This is a genomic window from Achromobacter sp. PD1 (assembly GCF_048541815.1).
Classification (GTDB): Bacteria; Pseudomonadota; Gammaproteobacteria; order Burkholderiales; family Burkholderiaceae_B; genus Achromobacter; species Achromobacter bronchisepticus_A.
Window position 1 is genome coordinate 3,573,276 of sequence record NZ_CP183349.1, and the last position, 19,963, is coordinate 3,593,238.

24 protein-coding genes are annotated in these 19,963 nt (G+C 64.7%); 6 read left to right on the forward strand and 18 right to left on the reverse strand.

Translation table 11 applies throughout. The features are described 5' to 3' along the window. Positions 1–127: 127 nt before the first annotated feature. From ACM1PE_RS16920 to ACM1PE_RS16960, 9 genes are all read right to left on the reverse strand, one after another. Complete coding sequence (locus ACM1PE_RS16920; RefSeq protein WP_419340551.1) at positions 128–1,006, reverse strand: helix-turn-helix transcriptional regulator; 879 nt, start codon at positions 1,004–1,006, stop codon at positions 128–130. Between the two features lie 101 nt (positions 1,007–1,107). Next, a complete protein-coding gene (locus ACM1PE_RS16925; RefSeq protein ID WP_059379954.1) occupies positions 1,108–1,437 on the reverse strand; it encodes a hypothetical protein in 330 nt (109 codons plus the stop codon). 165 nt (positions 1,438–1,602) lie between these two features. Beyond that, positions 1,603–1,827, reverse strand: coding sequence for a DUF3820 family protein (locus ACM1PE_RS16930; RefSeq protein WP_059379955.1), 225 nt, complete (start codon positions 1,825–1,827; stop codon positions 1,603–1,605). 5 nt (positions 1,828–1,832) lie between these two features. Then, a complete protein-coding gene (locus ACM1PE_RS16935; protein ID WP_419340552.1) occupies positions 1,833–2,384 on the reverse strand; it encodes a cysteine hydrolase family protein in 552 nt (183 codons plus the stop codon). 23 nt (positions 2,385–2,407) lie between these two features. Next, positions 2,408–2,965 (reverse strand): GNAT family N-acetyltransferase, encoded by a 558-nt coding sequence (locus tag ACM1PE_RS16940; RefSeq protein ID WP_419340553.1) that lies wholly within the window; start codon positions 2,963–2,965, stop codon positions 2,408–2,410. Next, complete coding sequence (locus ACM1PE_RS16945) at positions 2,946–3,875, reverse strand: sigma-70 family RNA polymerase sigma factor (protein ID WP_419340554.1); 930 nt, start codon at positions 3,873–3,875, stop codon at positions 2,946–2,948. Before ACM1PE_RS16945 ends, ACM1PE_RS16940 begins: the two co-directional genes overlap by 20 nt. Before the next feature lie 11 nt (positions 3,876–3,886). Beyond that, entirely contained in the window at positions 3,887–4,333 is a 447-nt protein-coding gene (locus tag ACM1PE_RS16950) for a carboxymuconolactone decarboxylase family protein (RefSeq protein WP_059379958.1), read from the reverse strand. A gap of 112 nt (positions 4,334–4,445) precedes the next feature. Beyond that, positions 4,446–5,093, reverse strand: coding sequence for a glutathione S-transferase family protein (locus tag ACM1PE_RS16955; RefSeq protein WP_059379959.1), 648 nt, complete (start codon positions 5,091–5,093; stop codon positions 4,446–4,448). A gap of 11 nt (positions 5,094–5,104) precedes the next feature. Beyond that, the gene (locus ACM1PE_RS16960) at positions 5,105–5,578 is read right to left on the reverse strand and encodes an OsmC family protein (protein WP_059379960.1); all 474 of its coding nucleotides are present in this window, start codon (positions 5,576–5,578) and stop codon (positions 5,105–5,107) included. A 162-nt stretch (positions 5,579–5,740) separates the two neighbouring features. Here ACM1PE_RS16960 and ACM1PE_RS16965 point away from each other — a divergent pair, with 162 nt between their 5' ends. Beyond that, complete coding sequence (locus tag ACM1PE_RS16965; RefSeq protein WP_059379961.1) at positions 5,741–6,166, forward strand: copper resistance protein NlpE; 426 nt, start codon at positions 5,741–5,743, stop codon at positions 6,164–6,166. Between the two features lie 84 nt (positions 6,167–6,250). Next, positions 6,251–6,988, forward strand: a complete 738-nt coding sequence (locus ACM1PE_RS16970) for an ABC transporter substrate-binding protein (RefSeq protein ID WP_118934338.1) — start codon at positions 6,251–6,253, stop codon at positions 6,986–6,988. A gap of 70 nt (positions 6,989–7,058) precedes the next feature. Here ACM1PE_RS16970 and ACM1PE_RS16975 read toward each other — a convergent pair whose 3' ends face one another. Both ACM1PE_RS16975 and fmdA read right to left on the reverse strand, forming a co-directional pair. After that, a complete protein-coding gene (locus ACM1PE_RS16975) occupies positions 7,059–7,391 on the reverse strand; it encodes a zinc ribbon domain-containing protein (RefSeq protein WP_118934339.1) in 333 nt (110 codons plus the stop codon). A 10-nt stretch (positions 7,392–7,401) separates the two neighbouring features. After that, positions 7,402–8,631: a formamidase gene (fmdA, locus tag ACM1PE_RS16980; protein WP_419340555.1), complete on the reverse strand. Its 1,230-nt coding sequence runs from the start codon at positions 8,629–8,631 to the stop codon at positions 7,402–7,404. A 340-nt stretch (positions 8,632–8,971) separates the two neighbouring features. Here fmdA and ACM1PE_RS16985 point away from each other — a divergent pair, with 340 nt between their 5' ends. Then, on the forward strand, positions 8,972–10,060 hold the full coding sequence (locus tag ACM1PE_RS16985; protein ID WP_240633426.1) for a glycosyltransferase family 9 protein: 1,089 nt from the start codon (positions 8,972–8,974) through the stop codon (positions 10,058–10,060). Positions 10,061–10,097: 37 nt separating this feature from the next. Then, positions 10,098–10,457 (forward strand): hypothetical protein, encoded by a 360-nt coding sequence (locus ACM1PE_RS16990; protein WP_419340556.1) that lies wholly within the window; start codon positions 10,098–10,100, stop codon positions 10,455–10,457. Positions 10,458–10,485: 28 nt separating this feature from the next. On the opposite strand, the gene ACM1PE_RS16995 is transcribed toward ACM1PE_RS16990, so the two are convergent. Next, entirely contained in the window at positions 10,486–11,970 is a 1,485-nt protein-coding gene (locus ACM1PE_RS16995; RefSeq protein WP_059379967.1) for an aminotransferase class V-fold PLP-dependent enzyme, read from the reverse strand. A gap of 108 nt (positions 11,971–12,078) precedes the next feature. Between ACM1PE_RS16995 and ACM1PE_RS17000 the strand changes: the two genes are divergently transcribed. After that, complete coding sequence (locus tag ACM1PE_RS17000) at positions 12,079–12,552, forward strand: Lrp/AsnC family transcriptional regulator (protein ID WP_054452588.1); 474 nt, start codon at positions 12,079–12,081, stop codon at positions 12,550–12,552. 206 nt (positions 12,553–12,758) lie between these two features. Beyond that, on the forward strand, positions 12,759–13,916 hold the full coding sequence (locus ACM1PE_RS17005) for a porin (RefSeq protein WP_118934345.1): 1,158 nt from the start codon (positions 12,759–12,761) through the stop codon (positions 13,914–13,916). Positions 13,917–14,061: 145 nt separating this feature from the next. Here the strand turns inward: ACM1PE_RS17005 and ACM1PE_RS17010 are convergent, their stop codons facing one another. The 6 genes from ACM1PE_RS17010 to ACM1PE_RS17035 all read right to left on the reverse strand — a co-directional run bounded on the left by ACM1PE_RS17010 (position 14,062) and on the right by ACM1PE_RS17035 (position 19,842). Beyond that, positions 14,062–14,424 carry a winged helix-turn-helix domain-containing protein gene (locus ACM1PE_RS17010; protein WP_419340557.1) on the reverse strand — a complete coding sequence of 121 codons (363 nt, stop codon included), beginning with the start codon at positions 14,422–14,424 and terminating at the stop codon, positions 14,062–14,064. Between the two features lie 27 nt (positions 14,425–14,451). Continuing rightward, entirely contained in the window at positions 14,452–14,760 is a 309-nt protein-coding gene (locus tag ACM1PE_RS17015; protein ID WP_059379970.1) for a DUF4148 domain-containing protein, read from the reverse strand. Between the two features lie 135 nt (positions 14,761–14,895). Further along, positions 14,896–15,558, reverse strand: coding sequence for a class I SAM-dependent methyltransferase (locus ACM1PE_RS17020; protein ID WP_280015081.1), 663 nt, complete (start codon positions 15,556–15,558; stop codon positions 14,896–14,898). A 327-nt stretch (positions 15,559–15,885) separates the two neighbouring features. Continuing rightward, complete coding sequence (locus ACM1PE_RS17025) at positions 15,886–17,319, reverse strand: energy transducer TonB (RefSeq protein WP_419340558.1); 1,434 nt, start codon at positions 17,317–17,319, stop codon at positions 15,886–15,888. Between the two features lie 4 nt (positions 17,320–17,323). Further along, positions 17,324–19,054, reverse strand: coding sequence for an Hsp70 family protein (locus tag ACM1PE_RS17030; RefSeq protein WP_419340559.1), 1,731 nt, complete (start codon positions 19,052–19,054; stop codon positions 17,324–17,326). A 113-nt stretch (positions 19,055–19,167) separates the two neighbouring features. Further along, entirely contained in the window at positions 19,168–19,842 is a 675-nt protein-coding gene (locus tag ACM1PE_RS17035; RefSeq protein WP_419340560.1) for a class I SAM-dependent methyltransferase, read from the reverse strand. Positions 19,843–19,963 lie beyond the last annotated feature (121 nt).

Here is a 19,963-nt window from a genome sequence, read left to right on the forward strand (position 1 = left end):
CTGTTTTCGCACTGCCTGTCCTCTTAGAACTTTATTGAGAATAATTCTCAAGTAATTCTAGGAATGACGGCAGCCGTGCGCTGGCGATTGCGGAAGTCTTGCTGGCGATTGCGGAAGTTTCGACGCCTCAGCGGCCCGGCCCGACGCTGCTGGGCAGCACGCCGTAGCGGCGCAGGAACGCCTTGGTGAAGTGCGAATCGGTATAGCCGCAGGCGTAGGCCGCCTCGGATACGGTATAGGCGCCTTCGGCCAGCAGGACCTGGGCCTGCTCCATGCGTCGTTCACGCACGTAGGCGTAGACGCTCTGGCCAAACAGCTTGCGAAAGCCGGTGGTGAGCTTGTTGACGTTCACGCCCGCGCGCCGCGCCAGTTCGGGCAGGGACGGCGGATCCTGCAGGTTCGCCGCCACCAGGTCGCGCGCGTATTGCAGGCGTTCCACGTCGGCGCGCGTCAGGCCGCGAATGGGCGCGACCTGCTCCGCCGGCTGCAGCGCGCCCAGGGCCAGCGCGGCCAGTTCCAGCGCCTTGGCCGAGAGGTACATGCGCTTGAGCGCGCCCTGCACCGGGCAGGCCAGCATCTGGTGGCCCAGGGCCTCCAGCTTGCGGTCCGCCCGCATATTGGCCTCGGCGTAGGCGCCTACGGCCCGCGGCGCGCGCAGCAGGCCCGCCAAGTGGGCCGGATCCACGGAAAAGGCCTCGCGCAGATGGTCCAGGCCCGTGCGCAAGGACACGAAGCGCAAGGACTGATGCGCGCCGAACTCATGCTCCATGCCCATGGCGTCCTGGCACACGCTCAGGTGCAGCGCGGGCCCGCTTACGCGGGTGGGCGCGGCGCCGCGCACGCTGTAGCGCAGGTCCCCGTCCAGCACGAGCACCAGCTTCAGGCCCGGCTCCAGGCGCTCCTGCACGCGCTCGTCGCGACCGAAGCGCAGCGTGCCGCCCGCCAGCGACATGGCGGGCGTGGCGGCCGATACGGTCCAATCAGGTTCGGGATGGGCGGCGGTCAAGATGGCGGCTCCGTCGCGGCGGGCAGCGCTGTTGATGAGATTGAATATTATTACCGGTTGACCAGAACGGAAAGCCGCCCGTTGGGCGGCCCGTGCACTTCTTACTGCTGGCGGCGCTGCTCCAGCTCTTTCAGGCACTGCGCCACGCCGGCCTGCATCTGCGCGTTCGACACGGCGGCGCGGTCCGACACTTCACGGCAACGCACGTACTGGGCCTGGCTTTCCGGCGTGTCGCGGATGACCGCGGGCGCGGAGCCGGATTCGGGCGTGACCGTCATGCGCAGCGTGGAAGGCGGCGACAGGCTGCCATCCTTTGAGCGTACGCTGGGGTACTGGTATTCCTGCGTGACGGGCGCCGCATTCTGCGCCTGCACGGCGCCGGCCGCGCACAGGGCGGCAAGCAGGAAGGCGGAAATGTGGAGTTTCTTCATGACGACCTCTTTTCAATGAACTGACATCCAGGACGCGGACCGCAGCCCTGGACACGCCGCCCTATCGTATCCCCGGCCGCCAGCGTGCGGCGTGCCAAGACGCTACACAATCCGCCACAGTTGTTTCCCGCGGTTTCCCCGCCAGGCCGCCCTACGCGGGCCGCCCTACTTCCTCGGCGCGGATTGGCGCAGCGGCGCCAGCAATGACGAAAGTCCGTTGTGGTCCAGCTCGTGCATCAAGGCCAGCAGGCGCCCCAGCTCGCCCGGCGGAAAGCCCTTGCGCGCGAACCAGGCCAGATATGGTCCGGGCAGGTCGGCGATCAGGCGCCCCTGGTACTTGCCGAAAGGCATGGTGCGCGTGACCAGCAGCGACAACAGCTCGGGATCCATGGAGCTCACCGCGCCGTCGCGGCGCCGAAGACGATGTCCGCCGCGGGCACGGCGGCGATCTTCACGCCGAAACTGGAGATGGACGACAAGGTCGCGTTGTGATGCGCGCGGATCTGCGCGCCCGGCGCATGCGGCTTGTCCTGAGTGGTGTGGGCGTCGGCGGCCAGCGTGACGGGGTAGCCCAGCGCCGCCGCGCGGCGCACGGTCGTGTCCACGCAGAACTCGCTGGCGTAGCCGCACACAACCAGTTGCGTGGCGCCGGCCTGAGTCAGCGCATCGGCAAGACCGGTGCGCAGGAAAGAGTCCGGCGTAGTCTTGCGCACGCGGACGTCGCCATCCGCTGGTTGCAGCCGCAAGTCCAGCTGCCAGCCCGGCAGGCCGTGGTCCATGGCGCTGCCAGGGCTTTCGTGCTGCACGTAGATGACGGGCGCGCCTGCTTTGCGGGCGCGTTCGGTCAGCGCATTGATGCGCGCCAACACGGCCTCGGCATCGGCGGGCGCGGGAATCGTCTCGAACAGCGCGCGCTGCACGTCTATCACGATCAAAGCGGTTGTCATGGGTTCCTCAAAATGATTGGGCTTCAGCCCTGCGCGGCGTTGACGCGCGCGTACATCCAGAAATCGCGAGGTTCGCCGCGCACCAGGCGGTAGCGCCGCAGCAGCCCTTCGCGTTGAAAACCGCAGCGCTCCAGCACGCCGGCCGACGCCACGTTCGTATCCAGCACCGTGGCCTGGATGCGCGCAAAGCCCAGCTCGCGCAAGGCCCACTCGGTCACGGACACGCAGGCGCGCGTGGCGATGCCACGCCGCCAGTAAAGCGGCGCGACGTCATAGGCGATTTCCGCGCGCCGCGCGGACGCAGCGATCTCGTTCAAGCCTATGGTGCCTGCCAAAGCGCCGCCCCCCGTGACGATGGCCAGGCGCAGGCTGTGCGATGCCGCCGGCTGACCATAACCGCGGATCAGGCGGACCAGCGTATCCGGCCCGTCCAACTGCCAGCTGGTATGGCGCGTGACCGCCTCGTCGCGCAGATACGCATGCCAATCGTCGGCGTCCGCTTCCCGCAATGGGCGCAGCCGCAAGCCATCCAATCCGAGTTCGGGCAGGTCCTGCGGGTAGTCAGTGAGGTGCGGAATCATCCTGGGGCGCGGCCGGCTGCGGCGACAGCGCCGCGACATGGCGCAGCTTATCAGGGTTGCGCACGATATAGATGGCGGCGATCCTGCCGTCGCGCACCTCCAGCGTGGTGGACCGCGGCAGGCCGTCCAGTTCGGTCGCCAGCACGCCCGGCATGCCGTTCAATTGGGTCACCACGGCGTCCAGGAACTGGCCGCTGGGTTTTTTCGCCAGGCCGGCGAAAAAGCGCGCGATCTTGTCGCTGCCCAGGATGGGTCTGAATACGGCCAGCTTCTTGCCGCCGCCGTCGGCATGCAGCACGGCATCCTGCGCCAGCAGGCTGCGCAGAGCATCCACGTCACCCGCGCGCGACGCCTGCCAGAATGCATCGGCGATGCGCGCGCCTTCCCGTTCCGTCACCACGAACCGCGGGCGCGCATCGCGCACGCGGCTGCGCGCCCGCGCGGCCAACTGGCGGCAGGCGGCCTCGTTGCGGCCCAGCGTCGCCGCAATCTCCGCGAACGGTATGTCGAACACATCGTGCAGCAGGAAAGCGGCCCGTTCCAGTGCGGACAGGCGCTCCAGCGCCAGCATCAGCGCCACCGACAGATCGTGCGCAATCTCCCCCGCCCCCGGCGCCTCATAACTGCCCGCATCAGGCAAGGGTTCCGGCAGCCATGGCCCCACGTACTCCTCGCGCCGCACGCGCGCCGACTTCAGCTGGTCCAGGCACAGCCGCGTGACGGTGCGCGAGAGGAAGGCGCGCGGCGTCTCGACTTGAGCGCGGTCCGCGTCGCGCCAGCGCAGCCAGGCGTCCTGCACGATGTCCTCGGCCTCTGCCCATGACCCCAGCATGCGGTAAGCCAGGCCCTGCAGGTGCTTGCGATGGGGCTCGAAATCGGCCACGGCACCAGGAATGGCGGACGCGCTCATACAGCCGGGCCTCAGTGCTTGGGATGCTGCGAGCGGAACCCGACGGCGATGCGGTTCCAGCTGTTGATCATGTTGATGGCGACCGTCAGGTTGACCTGCTCTTCCTCGCTGAAATGCCTGGCCATTTCGGCATAGTCGGCGTCCGGCGCGCGGGTGTCGGCAAGCCGGGTCAACGCCTCCGTCCACGCCAGCGCGGCGCGCTCGCGTTCGCTGTACAGCGAGGATTCGCGCCAGGCATCCAGCAGGTACAGGCGCATTTCGCTCTCGCCCTGCTTGCGGGCATCGGTGGAATGCATGTGCAGGCAGTAGGCGCAGCCGTTGATCTGCGAAGCGCGCATCTTCACCAGTTCAAGCAGGCTGTGTTCCAGGCCGCAGCCCTCGACAAAGTCGTTCAGGGCGATCATGGCCTTCATGGCCTTGGGCGAGGCGGTGTAGGCGTTCAGGCGGGCGGTGCTCATGGCGTGTCTCCGGCAAGGCAGGCATGCGCCGCGGGATGCGGCGCCATTACCCCTAGGACGAGACAGCCTGCCACGATGTGACATCGCCCGCCGGAAAATTTGTAAATCCGGCCTAGAAAGCCAGCCGCCCGCGCAATTCCCCGAACGGCACCATCACATGTTCGCGATAGGCGGGACGGGCCTGCAGGCGCTCGTACCAGGCCTGCAGATGGGGCATGGACGGATGCGGAATGTCCACTTCGAAGTAGCGGTAGAGCGTGGTGCCGGCGGGAATGTCGGCCAGGCCCAGGGTTTCGCCGCCCAGATACGGGCGGTCCGCCAGCGCGCGGTCCAGTTGCCGCAGGCAGGCATGCGTGGCGGCGATGGCGCGCTCGATGGCCGCCGTGTCGCGCTGCGCCTCGGGGGTGCGGTAATAGCCCCAGAACACGCCGGTCAGAAAGGCAGGCTGCAAGGCGGTCTGGGCCCAGTCCATCCAGCCGTCGGCGCCGGCCCGCTGCGCGGGGTCGTCCGCCCAGAAGCGGCCGGCGCCGTCGCGCGCGGCCAGATAGCGCAGGATGGCATGGGACTCCCAGACCGTGGTCGCGCCATCGCGCAGCAGCGGCACCTTGCCGTGCGGATTCATGGCGCGGAACTCGGCCGTGTCCAGCAGCCCGTGCTGGCCGCCGGCCAGCACATGCTCGTACTCCAGGCCCAGCTCTCCCGCCAGCCACAACACCTTCTGCACATTGAACGAACTGCGGCGTCCCCAAATGGTCAGCATGACGATAGTCCTCAGGCAGCGTGCACGATGCGCGGTTCGCAACGCACCGGGAAGTTGACCGAATTGGCGATGAAGCAGAAATGATGCGCGCGCTCGTGCAGTTCGGCCGCCAGCGCCGCGTCGTCGCCAGCGCGGATGGTCACTTCGGGACGCAGGGTGACGGCGCTGAAGGCGCCGCCGCGCTCGCGATCCTCGACCATGACGCCTTCGGCCTCGTCGCGGTAGGCCTCCACCGTCACCCCTTCGACCGCGCAGAAGTGCAGATACCAGAGCTTGTGGCACGCGGACAGCGACGCCACCAGCATGTCCTCGGGATTCCAGCGCGCGGGATCGCCGCGAAAGGCCGGGTCGGACGATCCCGGCACATCGGGCTTGCCCGCCGCTCGGATCAGGTGGTCGCGGGAATAGGCCGCGTAGCTGGACGTGCCCGAGCCGGTGTTGCCGGTCCAGTCGACGGTGACGTTGTAACGGTGTTCGCCTTTCATCGGAATCGTCCTGTTCAAGAGGGAGGCCCGGGCGGGTGCGCCTGGAAAGTAAGGTAGCGTAGCGCATGCGCGGCCGCGACCGGCCCTTGCGCTTTACATCCCGTTTCAGCACAGCCCCGTTACTGTCCGTATCGTGACCGGTTTGCCAAACAGGAGCTCGCCATGATGAAAACCACCCTGACCTGCGCCCTGACGCTAGCCCTGCTCGCCGGCTGCGCGCCCACCCGGCCCGGCGCCGGCGGTTCCGCCCCCGTCGACAGCCACACCGCCCGCGATTCGCTGGACTGGGCCGGCAGCTACGAGGGCACCCTGCCCTGCGCCGACTGCCCGGGCATCCGTACCCGTCTGACGCTCGAACAGGACGGCCGCTACCAAAGACAGACCCAGTATTTGGACCGCCAGCCGCAACCCGAGGTCGTCACGGGTTCATTCAGCTGGGAGTCCGACGGCAGCACCATCCGTCTGGATGCGTCCGGCGACAGCCAGCGCTACTTCGTCGGCGAAAACCAGGTGACCATGCTGTACCGCGACGGCACCCGCCCGACCGGCCCGCTGGCCCCCCACTACGTGCTGCGCCGCGCGCAATAAGGCATCGCGCAACGCGCGCGCTTGCGGCTATGCTTGCCGCAACATCCGCGCCCACGCGCGGGGCCCTCTCCGCCCAAGGAAACCATGAAGACCGACCACGAGCTGCTTTCCGCCTTCGCCCCCACCGGCGCGCTGCGCGCGTCCATCAACCTGGGCAATCCCATCCTGGCGCACGCCGACCCCGTCACCGGCCAGGCCGGCGGCGTCTCGGTCGACCTGGCCACGGAACTGGCGCGGCGCCTGGACGTCCAGCTGGAGCTGGTGGTGTTCAAGTCGGCCGGTGAATCCGTCAACGCCGTGGCTGCCGAAGAGGCCGACGTAGGCTTCTTCGCCATCGATCCGCTGCGCGGCGCGCAGATCGCCTTCACCGCGCCCTACGTGGTGATCGAAGGCGCGTACCTGGTGCGCCAGGATTCGCCCATCGCGAGCATGGACGAGGTGGACCGCAAGGGCCAGCGCGTGGTGGTCGGCAAGGGCAGTGCCTACGACCTGTACCTTACGCGGGAACTCAAGCAGGCGGAGATCTTCCGCGCGCCCACCTCGCCCGCCGTCGTCGACACCTTCATGCAGGAAAACATGGAAGTCGCCGCAGGCGTGAAGCAGCAGCTTGAAGCCGACGCGCAGCGCCTGGGCGGTCTGCGCCTGCTGGACGGCCACTTCATGCTGATCCGGCAGGCCATGGGCGTGCCCAAGAGCCGCGGCGACAAGGCCAGCGCCTACCTGGCCGCCTTCGTCGAGGCCATGAAGAAATCGGGCTTCGTCGCCGAAGCCCTGGCCCGCCACAAGATCCAGGGCGCCGCGGTGGCGCCGCTGCAAGCCTGAGCCCGCTGCTCCCGCCCCGCAAAAACAAGGCCCCGCGCAAGCGGGGCCTTTGCACGCCGGCGGCGCGTCCTCAGTGGCTGATCATCCAGGGCCTTGCGCCCGCGAACGATTTCGCCCCATCCGGCGTGGTGCGCGTCTTGCCGGCCGCCTTGCCGCCGGAACAGCATCCGCAGTTCATGCCATGGCCGGAGCGCGAGCTGCGCGGTTCGTGGGCGCTGCGCTCGTTGACCGCGCGCGCCCGGTTCACGGCGGACGACAGCGCCGAGATCGCCGGCGCTCCCCCCAGGATGCGGCCGCACATCACGCCGCATTGCGGGCAGGCGGCGGGATCGCGCCACCTGGCCAGGGGCACCAGCGCCGCAAACTCGCCGCAATCGCCGCAGGCATAGTCATACATGGGCATGGGATGGCTCCTAGCGGTCGCGCGACAGCGGCATGTCCACGCCGCCCTGGATGTGCTTGACGGGGCCGGACGCCGACGGCTGGATGTCGAAGTCGAAGATCTCCGTCGGCAGCCACAACGTGGCGCAGGAGTTGGGGATGTCCACCACCCCGCTGATATGCCCCTGCACCGGCGCGCAGCCCAGCAGCGAATACGCCTGGGCGCCCGAATAGCCGAACTTCTTCAGGTACTCGATGGCGTTAAGGCAGGCTTGCCGGTACGCGACGTTGACGTCCAGGTAGTGCTGCTTGCCGGACTCGTCCACCGAAATGCCTTCGAAGATCAGGAAGTCCTTGTAGGCCGGCGTGATCGGGCTGGGCTTGAAGATCGGGTTCTTGATCGCGTACTTCTCCATGCCGCCCTTGATCAGCGACACGCGCATGTGCACCCAACCCGCCATTTCAATGGCGCCGCAGAACGTGATCTCGCCGTCGCCCTGAGAGAAATGCAGGTCGCCCACCGACAGGCCGCCGCCCTTCACGTAGACCGGGAAGAACACCCGCGCGCCGCGCGACAGGTCCTTGATGTCGCAGTTGCCGCCATGCTCGCGCGGCGGCACCGTGCGCGCCCCTTCGCCCGCCGCCTTGTCGCGCGCCGCGCCCTGCATGGCGCCCATGTGCGCCGTCTTCGGCGCGGGCGGATTGGCCAGCGGCGGCACGCGGTTGGGATTGGTGTCGATCAGCGCCTGTTCGCGCCGGTTCCAGGTGTCCAGCAGCTTCTTGTCCGGCAGGCAGCCGATCAGCCCGGGATGGATCAGCCCGGCGAAGTTGACGCCGGGAATATGGCGCGACGAGGTGAACATGCCATGGAAATCCCAGATGGATTTCTGCGCATGCGGAAAATGCTCGGTCAGGAAGCCGCCGCCGTTGTTGCGGCTGAAGAAGCCATTGAACCCCCACAGGCTGTCCGGCTTGGCGCCGATGTCCAGCAGGTCCACCACCAAGAGGTCGCCGGGCTCGGCCCCTTCCACGCCCACCGGCCCCGAAAGAAAGTGCACCGTGGACAGGTCCACGTCGCGGACGTCGTCGGCGCTGTCATCGTTCTTGATCGCGCCGCCGGTCCAGTCATAGGTTTCCAGCACGAAGTCATCCCCGGGCTTGACCCACACGGCCATCGGAATATCCGGATGCCAGCGATTGTGGATATGCGCGTTCTCGTAGGGGGATTGGGCCAGGTCGACCTTGATGAGGGTATCGGTCATTCTCTTTCATCTCCAACGTAACTTGTTGATAAAACAGAAATTTCTATCTCCGACCGTGTAATTCGATGGCGCCGTGCAGCGCTTGTAAGTCGTTGATATGTAAAGCACAGTAGGCGAGTTTTAGATAACCGTAAACTGGGTATCCGACCAGTAGCCTTGGCGTCGGACGCAGGCGGCATGGGGCGCTTCCCACACTCACCGCAACCCATGTACCATCACCTCATCCGGGCGCCATCGCGCATAACTTTTTCGAACATTTAATACAAAACACTACGCGACCAATAAACATACCTCCACCAGACTAATAGATTCGAAGTTCGATATCTTTTTTGAAAATGCAGTGAGCGTATTTTTATTGGATGCCATGCCTGCCGCCTCTTCCGTCTCCCGTAGTACAGCGCGAAATTGTGCGATTTATATTTCCGGCGGCATCGGCGACGGAGTGCTCAGCATGGTTTTTGTCCGAGCGCTGGCCGAACAAGCCGGAGGGACCGTTTCATTGCTGATGACTCAAAATGAGTCAGCACAGGAACTGTTCCGCGCTCAGCCGTACGTGAAGGAAGTCATCTCTCTGCGTTCGGAGAACCGTTTGCGAGGTTGGGAGCGCATCACGCGGGTGAAACAGATACTGGCGGACCGCGCCTACGACAGTCTGTTTCTCTTTACCTTCCGTACTCACATTGCGTTGGCGGCCCGCCTGGCGGGAATTCCGCAACGTATCGGTTTCGTACGCATGCACCAGCCGCATCTTGCAGCGCTGCTCACGCATCGCATCTGGGTACGCCGCAAAGGGACCCCGCACCCTGACATCTATACATGGCTGCCGTTGCTGTATGCGAAGGCAGGCTATCAGTTTGAACCGCGCTATCCCTCGCTGTTCTGTACGGATTCGGCGAGCAGCAAGGCCATGCAGTTCTGCCATGCGCAATCCCGCACGATTGGATTCGGCTTGAATGGTTCGATACCCTGTAAACGCTATAGCGGCAGGGCTTTTGCGCAAGTGGCGCGCATCTTGCATGCGCGGGATGGCGGACTGCGTTTTGTATTGGTGGGCGGCAGCGATGTCCAGGACATTGCACAAGAAATTCGCAGCTTGCTACCCGAATCCATAACTTTGTTGGATGCGACGCAACAGGCCAAGGACATATGCGATAGCCAGGCACTGATCGCGAGCTGTTCGGTGTTTGTCTCCAACGACAGCATGGGCATGCACATTGCAGCGGCCCACGGAATCCCGACGATAGGACTGTTCGGCGCCACTCCCGCATTGCGGTACGTACCCTGGTTGTACCCGGTAGAGGCCACAGTAAAAGGCGACATGGCCACCATCGCGCCGCAGACAGTGGCCGAGGCGATCTGGAAGCATCTGGCGACAACGGATTCGCACGGAGCTGCCGCTCCGGCGGGCCGATGCTCCCCCCAGTTATGATGCTGCCCATTCAGTCGCATTCCCAAGGTATCCCCGCATGGCCGTTCTTGACCGCCGCTCCCTCGCCATCCTGCTCCTCTGCGCCGCCAGCGCCCCCGCCGTCGCGCAAGAATGCGTTGCGCAGGTCCAGGCGGAGCAGGCGCGCATCGACCACGCGCAGGACGTGCAGCGCACGCGCGAAGCATCCAACGATCTGCAATTGAATCGCGAGCTGTGCCAGGGCCGCCTGGACCTGCTGGATGCCAGGTACGCCCTGGTCGACGACTTCGAGGCCTGCCGCCGCAAAGGCGTGGAGTTCCCGGCAAAGATGGCGCGCGCGCTAAGCGACGCGTCCGAGGAATTGGCCGACAAAAAGGCCGCATGGATCAGAACCTGCGGCCTGCACATGAAAGACTGAGCGGCCCGCCAGGCGGCGGGCGCATGGCTCAGGCGGCCTGCTTTTCGGCGCTGTGCGGGAAGAAAATCGCACGGCTCGGATCGAAACCGTAGCGATGCTCGAACTCGGTCGCGTCCGCGGCCAGCGCCAGCACCGAATCCAGGATGAAATCGGCCTTCTCGTCCGGCAGCAGCACGCTGAAGTTCAGGCGGATGAAGCCTGGCTTTTCCATTTCCCGGCCATCCAGGATGGCCTGGCGCATCTGCTGCGACTCATCCGCGCCGATATCCAGCAGGCGATGCACATAGGGTCCCGCGCAGGCGCAGCCGCCGCGCGCCTGGATGCCGAAGCGGTCGCTCAGCATGCGCGTCACCAGTTGCTGGTGCACGAAACCGCCGCGGCCGTTGCGCACCCGGAACGAGAAGATCGGCAGGCGTGCCGCCGTCAGCGAACCCAGCAGCTCCAGCTGCTCGGCGCCCTGCCACCTGGCCAGCGCGCGCTCTACGAAGTGTTGATTGCGCTGGCGCATGAACTCGGCGCCCAGGGCTTCCTTCACCAGCAGCACCAGCGCCGCGCGGATATCGCCCACCACGTTGGGCGTGCCCGCTTCCTCGCGCGCTTCCAGGCTGCCGCTGTAGTCGTGGCCCGCGGGCGAAACGAAGCGCACCGTGCCGCCGCCGGGCCAGGTGGGCTTGGTGTCCAGCACCGCGTCGCGGCGCACGATCAGCACGCCCGACGCGCCCGGACCGCCGATGAACTTGTGCGGCGAAAAAACAATCGCGTCGATCGCCGCGTCGGCAGCAGGCGTCATCCGGATCGTCAGATAGGGCGCGCCGCCTGCGTAGTCCCACAGCATCTTCGCGCCAGCGGCCTTGACGCGCCGGGTCACTTCCGCCACGTCCGCCACGATGCCCGTCACGTTCGAAGCCGCCGACAGCGCGCAGATGACCAGCGCGCCCTCCCCGGCTTGCAGCGCCGCGTCCAGCTGCGCCAGGTCGGGGCCGCCTGCCGGGCTTTCCGCCAGCTCGACGATTTCCGCGCCGCATTCGCGCCACGGCAGGATATTGGAATGGTGTTCGTAGGGGCCGATGATGACGCGCACCTGGCGGCCCGCGGCGATGGCCTCGCGCACGCCGAACAGGTGCACCAGCCGGTTGATGCCCGCCGTCGCGCCCGACCCCGCAAAAATCACGGCGTGCTCATCGCTCGCGCCGCAGCACCGCGCAATCGCCGCGCGCGCCTCGCGGCGCAACCGGGTAATGAAGCCGCCGCAGTAGGAAGCCTCGGTATGCGAGTTGGCGTAGTACGGCAGCACCTGCTCAAGAATGAAACGCTCGACCTGCATCAACGCCCGGCCGGACGCCACGTAATCGGCGTACACCAGCGGCTTGACGCCATAGGGGCCATCGACCACCGCATCCTTGCCGATCAGCCCTTCGGCCAGCGCCGCGGCGACGTCGGCCGTCTTCAGGCTTTCTAGGAATTGCTGCAACGGCGTGATCTTGGCGGGGGTCGTTTTGGTAGGCGTATTCATGTCGGGGATGTTCCTGGGCACACCGAAATATCATACGATGTAAAGAAATTTGAAACCTCACCTAAATTTTGCCTAAAACCTCATAAATTGGGTCAATTGATCTTTTATATGGAAAAAATAGATAAATTTGACCTGAATATCATCTCCTGCCTGCAAAAGGATGGCGCGCTGTCGCAGCGCGAGCTGGCCGATCGCGTCGGGCTGTCGCAAAACGCCTGCTGGCGCAGGCTGCAGCGCCTGAACGCCTGCGGCATCATTCGCGGCACCCGCGCCGAGGTCAATCTGGTCGAACTGGGGCTGGACCTGACGGTATTCGTAATGATCCGCACCAGCCACCACGCCAAGGCCTGGGCCGACGGATTTCGCCAGCACGTGGAACGCCTGCCCGAAGTGACAGAGTTCTATCGCATCGGCGGAGACTGGGACTACCTGATCAAGGTGGTCTGCCGCGGCATGGCCGGGTACGACCGCTTCTACCAGAAGCTGATCACGGATTTCGAGCTTTCCACGGTGACGGGGTTCTTCAGCATGGAGGCCATCATCGAGAACCGGCCGCCGGATCTGGGGGGATTGGAGGGATAAGGCAGGCGAGCATGGCGCACGGGACGCCCGACCCATGCGGACATGACAGAACCGTGACGGCGGGACGATCGGATTTGTAATTCCAATGACCGCGGATTGTCGGGCGACGGCCTGCACACTGGCCCCGCCAATCCGCCAGAAGACATGGTTCCCGTGGCTTCCGGTCGGTAGACGCATATCGATCTTCCCCGCTCACGGAGTCCCCCATGAAAAAGCTATATGCCGCGGCGGTCGCCACGGCACTGTCCGGCGCCGCCTATGCGCAGCCCTCTTCCGTCACGCTCTATGGCCTTATCGACACCGGCATCGGCTATGCCAACGTCGATGGCGCCTACACCGATCCCGCCACCGGCAACCGCACCCGCGTCGACAGCAGCCGCATCGGATCCACCACCGGCACCACCGCCGGTTCGCGCTGGGGCCTGCGCGGCAAGGAAGACCTGGGCGACGGCCTGTACGTGCTCTTCCAGCTGGAGTCCGGCTACGACAGCCGCAACGGCAACTCGCTGCAAAGCGGCCGCCTGTTCGGCCGCGAAGCCACTGTGGCCCTGGGCAGCGCCGACTGGGGCGGGGTACGCCTGGGTCGGCAATACAACATTGCCTCGCGCTACTTCACCGGCATGTTCGGCTCGTCGTTCGGCGGCGGCTTCAATCAGTTGAACACCGGCGCAGGCCTGGGCTTCAGCTCGGCCAACTTCGTGCGCTACGACAACCTGGTCGTCTATGAAACCCCGTCGATGGGCGGCTTCACGGGCGCCATCGGCTACGCCTTCAACGCCGACGACCGCCGCCTCGCCCAGACCGGTTTCGCCACGGCCGACAACACCCGCGCCATCTCGGCCGGCCTGCGCTATGACAACGGCCCCATCATGGGTTTTGCCACCTACGACCAGCTCAATGCCTCGAACAAGCTGAGCCCAAGCCAGACCGACGCCACGCCGCGCTCCTACATCGTCGGCGGCTCCTACGACTTCGAAGTCGTCAAGGTGGCCCTGGCCTACAACCGCATGAGCGATGGCTGGTTCGCAGGCAAAGGTTTCCCCAATGGCGGCAGCATCGGCGGCTTTACCGGCACACCTTCCTACGCCTTCGTCAAAGGCTTCCGCTCGAATGCCTACATGCTGGCTCTGGCCGTTCCCGTCGGCAGATCCGGCGGCGCATTCGCGTCATGGCAGCGCGCCGACGCCAACAGCAAGCAGCTCACGGGCGGTGACGCCGCCAGCAACACCTATAGCCTCGGCTACAACTACAACCTGTCCAAGCGGACCGATCTCTATGCCGTGGCGTCCTACACCACCAACTGGGCGTTCCAGGACAACGTCAAGGCGACTGAAGTGAACATGGGCATCCGCCACCGGTTCTAACGCAAGGTTTCATAAGACGCTGTATGCAGGGAATCCCTTGATTGCGCCCTCTCCGCGAAGGGAAGGCCAGATGATCGCCGCGCGCCCTTCCAGCGCGCGCTTTTTCTGATGCCGCGCGGTTGCCGGGCTCGCATGCGTGCGCTGATCACAAGGGCCGCGCCGCCAGCATGTAGCTGCCGCCCCGCATCGTGTGCAGCAGCTTGGGCCCCGGCCCTGCGTTGACCTTCCTGCGCAACCTGCGCATCGCGACCGCAACCGCATGCGACTTGAAATTGCGTTTGTCGTGGATATGCAGCTTCATTTTCCAGACCTGCTCGGCCAGCTCCCATTCCACGCACACGACCCCGGGCCGCTGCATCAGAAAAGCCAGCAAACCGAATTCCTTGGGCGTGAGCTGCAGGAACTGCCGGCCACGGTAGGCGCGGCAGCGCAATAAGTCCAGCTCCAGGTCGGCAAGCTGCAACCTGGGGCTGGACTCGGGGGGATTGATCACGGAGGATTCAGCCACGCCGGGCTCGCCCTGCCGCGCCGGCGGCTATCGCCCCGACGCGTTCTGGCGTTGTACTTCAGCCTGGTACTCCGGCCCCGAACGCAGGCGGAAATACTCCGTAAATGCGGCCTTGTACTGCGGGCTGTAAATATCCGGCGTCTCTTCGCCGCGCCAGAAGCGGTCCACGCCCGCGCGCTTCCAAAGCGCCAGATCGGCCAGCACTTCGGCGCGCGTCAACGAGGGACCATAAGGATTGGCCAACCCAGCGGGCGGCGGCGCGGACTGCGCCAGCGCCGTGCCGGTAGCGGCGGCCGACAGCGCCAGGATCAATGCGGCTTTGCGGATAATCTGCATGTTTGCTTCCTATGTATCGTGGAGGGGACTGCACGATCAAATTCTAGGAAAGCGATGCGGACAGAAAGCGGATAGCGGGATTACGTTTTTGAAATGGCGGGCCGGCCTGACGCAGCCCCGCGCTTTCCGATGCCCCTACCAGGCCAGCCCCTGCTGCGCCAGTCCAAGGCGCCGCGGTCTCAAGAACACATAACAATGCTGGAACCCGTCCGCCACGACGTGGCGCGCGCCCGTCATCCCCGTTATGCCGGGTTCGAATGTCTTGAAGACCTGAAAGCCCTTGGCCTGCTCGACCTTGAAGCTCAGGCGATCGGGCTTGTCGTTATAGCCGAGCACCAACATCCCATCGTCGGCCAGCACGTGATGGCATTCAAACATCAACTGATTGAATGCGTCTTCCGTATCCAGGCCGAAGCCGATCAGTCCGTTAGCGAACACCACATCAAAGCCATGCGGCGGATAGTACGAAGACAGTTCAGTCGCCGAACCCACCACGTGCCTGTTGGGCGGGCCGTAGGCGGCGTTGCGCGGATTCAGGTCTATCGAATAGAAGTCCAGATCCAGCAACCGGTCATAGTGCCAGTTGTGCTTGTCCAGACCGATGAAAAGGCATCTGGCCGCCGGCGCCGCCGCGCCGCGCCGGAAATGTTCATTGACGTAGTCGAAGACTTCTTGCTCCATGAACATCCGGCTAGGCACCCTCAGCCGGAAATCGACGCCTAGCGTCTTGGCAAGAGCCGGAGAAGCCCGGAAAGCCGCCCGCTTCAGGGCATATGATATTTTTCTGATGAACTTCATGATCCCCAAAACCCCGAATAACGCCAATATCCGAGTGGCCTTCCAGCAGGCCATCAGCCTCATTTTTTTGAATTCTAGGTTGGGGCTTTTTCTTCTATCCTGAGTTTTTCTGGACTCGTATTTACCTATTCTTGTAGCGGCATCAGATCGCAGGTCCGGACCTGCAAGACAAGGCTCAAGGCCTCCATGATTCCTGGCGTCCGGCATTCACGTGTTGCGTACTGACTTGGCGTCGCGGGTCGTGAATTGACCGTCCCAGGGTCGATGAGACCCATACTGTCAATCTCCTTTTTTCATCGCAATCTGAACTGCACGTCAGTACCGGATTCAGGGAGCGGCGATCTCATAGCTGAACACAAGCACCGCCTGGCTCGGTACGGCGTTGCCATCCTGGATTGCGGGCATCATTCGCACCCCGCTCGAGGCTACGACGGCGGCCTGATCCAAGGTGCTGTTCCCTGAGGGGAAAATCAGCGCGCTACGCAGCACCTTCCCCTGAACATCCAGCATCACACGTACCCAGACTGTGCCCTTGGCCCCAGCCGACTTGGCCTGCGGCGGATAGGAGAGCGCGGGAGCTCCGGTAATGAACAGCGCCTTGGGCATGGCCATCGGCCATGGCTCAGGCGAGGCCTGACCCGTCTGCGCCGCGGGACATCCCAGCGGTGGCGAAAGCGGAGATCGCACCTGGCACGGCTGAACTTCGGGCGCCGCGCGTTGCGCATGCACGGTCACCAGGCCATTTGCCAATTGCTCCCGGGTCGGCCCTGGCTTCTCGTAGGTCGTGCCGTCGCGCGCGTCCCGGTACATCAAAACCAATCCCATGACGCAAATCGCCGCAAGCACCATCTTCAGCTTGTTGGCCGCCAACCACCGCAACGCGTTCCGGCCGCGGTCAAAGCGCGCCGAAGTCGTGCGCCATGCCTCGATGCGCGCCCACCCCAGATCCAGCACCGACAAATGAGGCGCAATGCTCAGCAATTGCGCGAAATCCCGTCCATGCAAGTACGCCTGCACAAGATTCGGCTCAGCCCATCTGTGCGCCAACCTAAGGACTGCATCCAGGCGCACACGCAGGGGCGGCGGCAGCTGGCTGTACTGTTCCATCTGGTCCAACAGCATGTCGACCCAATCGGAGAGGTCCTGGTCCTGCGGAAATGGCGCGCTCAGGCCGTTCCAGTCGAACGCCCGGCGCGCGCCATTGAAGAGCGCCAGGCGGCCGTCCGGCTGCAGGCGCATCGCCCGGGCCAGGCTCCAGGCCAGAGCGTCCCTGCCCTCCAGATGGTCTAGCCGGCGGTCAGCCAGGGCGCTAGCGAGCATCTGCGCAACCTCGTCATCGGGCGCCTGCATCAGACGGCGGGTCCAGTGCTCGATACCTGCTTCCAGTTCCTCTCGGGATGGCGGAAACCATTCTGCTTGAACCGCTGGCCCTGGCTCCTGCGCATGCGCTGGCGGTGCTTGCCTCGGGACCGCTTCCATCCCGGACTCGGGCGCGAACTCGGGCGTGTCCCCCGGCGCTGCGTCAGGTCCCGCTTGCGGCGCGTCGGACAAAGGCAACGCACTGCAAGCGGCGGATTCCCCTTCCTCGATCTGTATGTCGGCCCAGGATCGCGCATGCTCGTATGCGCCGCGCAGGATGGCAAAGCCTTCCGGGTCAGCGGCCTGGTCGATCCGCTTGAGCGCCGCCGCATAGGCGCGGCGGATGGCCTTCTGGTCGCTGGTGGGCTCAATGCCCAATCTGGTAAAGCTCGCTGCTGCCACGGTACTAGTCCTGTTGCGTGGGATCAAAGCCTGGAGCAAACACGGCGGCCCGTTCAAGCACGTCGACCACGCGACGCAGCCGCTCTGCGGCACGCACGGCAAGCCGCTCCTCCTGGGTTTCCAGCGCCTGTTCAAACAGCACTATTTCGTGGGCGAGCAGTTCGCGGTCATCGCCACGCAGCACCTGGTAGACGCGCTCGGCCCGCGCCACCAAGGCGCGGTTGACCGCCAGTTCCCGAGGATGGATCTTCAACTCGGCCAGTTCGCCCAAGCGGCGCTGGATATCGGCGTCGCTCATCTGCGCGCCGCCGCCCTGGATCACCAGACGTTGTGCCGCGCCGCCTCGCGCCAGCGCAGCCTCGACCTCCAGCAAGCCATTCACGTCATAGGTAAAACGCACGTTGATGGCGCTTTCCAGACGCGACAAGCGCGGCAACGACATGTTCAGAGTGCCTAGCAGGATGTTGTCGCGGACAAGGCGGGACTCCCCCTGGTAGATGTGCAGCTCGACCTCGCCCTGGCCGTCTTCCATCGGCATGTATGTTTCCTGGCGGCTGACGGGCACGATGGTGTTGCGTTCGATGATGGGTGCAAACTGGCCTGGCAGACGCTGTCCGGACGAGGTGGTGCGCGTGGTACTGATGCCCAGCGTGTAGGGGCATACGTCGGTCATCACGACCTCTTCCAGCGCCTGGTCCTTCATCTTCAGTCCCGCCATCACCGCAGCGCCAGCCGCCACCACTTGATCGGGATCCATCTCGGCATTCGGAAAGCGGCCGAACATGCGCGTGACCAGCTGGCGCACCAGCGGCATGCGCGTGGCGCCGCCCGCCAGCACCACGGTAGCAATGTCCTGGCTCTTGATGTTGGCGTCGCGCAATGAGCGCTCAACCGGCATGCGCAAACGCGTCAGCAGCGGCGCGCACAACTGCCCAAGCAGTTCCTGGCTCAATTCGAGCGCATACTCTTCGCCGCGCCAGTCCAACGCAATGCGGGCGGCAGGTTGGGTCGACAACTGGCGCTTGGCGCTTTCAGCCTGCGCCAGCAACCGTTGCATGAAGCGCCGGTCCTCGCGCGCGGCCGCGGCCCGCGCATGGGTATCGAAGAACTTCTGAACGATCTCATTGACGAAATCCTCGCCGCCAAGGAAGTTGTCGCCAGCCGTGGCGCGCACCTCCATCACGCCTTCGAACAGTTCCAGCACCGACACATCGAACGTGCCGCCACCAAGGTCAAAAACCAGGAACTGGGTCTCGTCCTCGCTCTGGTGCAGGCCATAGGCCAGCGCGGCCGCGGTGGGTTCGTTGACCAGACGTTCGACGGTCAGGCCCGCCAGCTTCCCCGCGTTGCGCGTTGCCTTGCGCTGCGTATCGGAAAAGTAGGCCGGCACGCTGATCACGGCCTCGGTGACCGGATAGCCCAACACGGCTTCGGCGTCTGCCTTCAGCGCGCGCAGCACCAGCGACGATAGTTCTTCCGCCCGGAACTCCTGGTCGCCCAACTGGAACAGCTTGTCGCTGCCCATGTGCCGCTTGAACAACGCGGCGGTGCGCTCGGGATGCGTTTGAAGGCGCTCTTGGGCGGCCTGCCCCACCAATACGCGGCCATCTTCATCCAGACTTACGCAGGAGGGTGTCAGAAAGCTCCCCAACGGATTGGGTACCAGGCGCGCCCGGCCGTCCTGCCACAGCGCCGCCAAACTATTTGTCGTACCCAGGTCGATACCGATGATCATGAGAAAAGCCTGTTTCGGTTCCAATAATGCGGGCGCTCCGCGCAAGCGCGAAACGCCCCATGGACCTACGATTAACGGCCAGGAAGGAGAGAAATGTAGCGGGCGCGGCCAGGTCAGGCCGCAGCAACCAGATCCAACTGGCCCGCAGCATGACCCAAGCGCCGCGGCCGCAGAAACACATAGCAATGCCGGAACCCGTCCTCCACGATGTGACGCGCGCCAGTCATTCCTGTTATGCCAGGCTCAAAAGTCTTGAAAACCTCAAAACCCGCGGCCTGTTCAACCTTGAAGCTCAGGCGGTCGGGTTTGTCGTTGTAGCCAAGCACCAGCATCCCGTCGCTGGCCAAGACGTGATGGCATTCGAACATCAACTGATTGAACGCTTCCTCGGTATCCAGGCCGAAACCGATCAGCCCATTCGCAAAAACCACATCGAAGCTGTTCGGCGGATAGTGCGAAGACAATTCGGTCGCCGAACCTACCACGTGTCTGCCGGGCGGGCCGTAGGCCGCATTGCGCGGATTCAAATCTATTGAATAAAAGTCGAGGTCCAGCAACCGGTCGTAATGCCAATTGTGCTTGTCCAGGCCGATGAACAAGCACCTCGCCGCCGGAGCGGTCGTTGCGCGCCGGAACTGCTGATTGACATACTTGAAGACCTCTTGCTCCATGAACATCCGGCTGGGCACCCGCAAGCGGAAATCAAGGCCTAGGATTCTGGCAAGAGCCGGAGACGCGCGAAAAACGGCGCGCTTCAGCGCGTAAGGTATTTTTTTGACGAACTTCATGATCCTCCAGAACTTCAAAAGCAAACCCGTATGGCACCAAGTACCAAAGCAGCCCCCGCGGGCCGCCAGCCTCACTTGTTTTTTGTGAGGTCCATTCTTTATTCGAATTCTTCCTTGACCT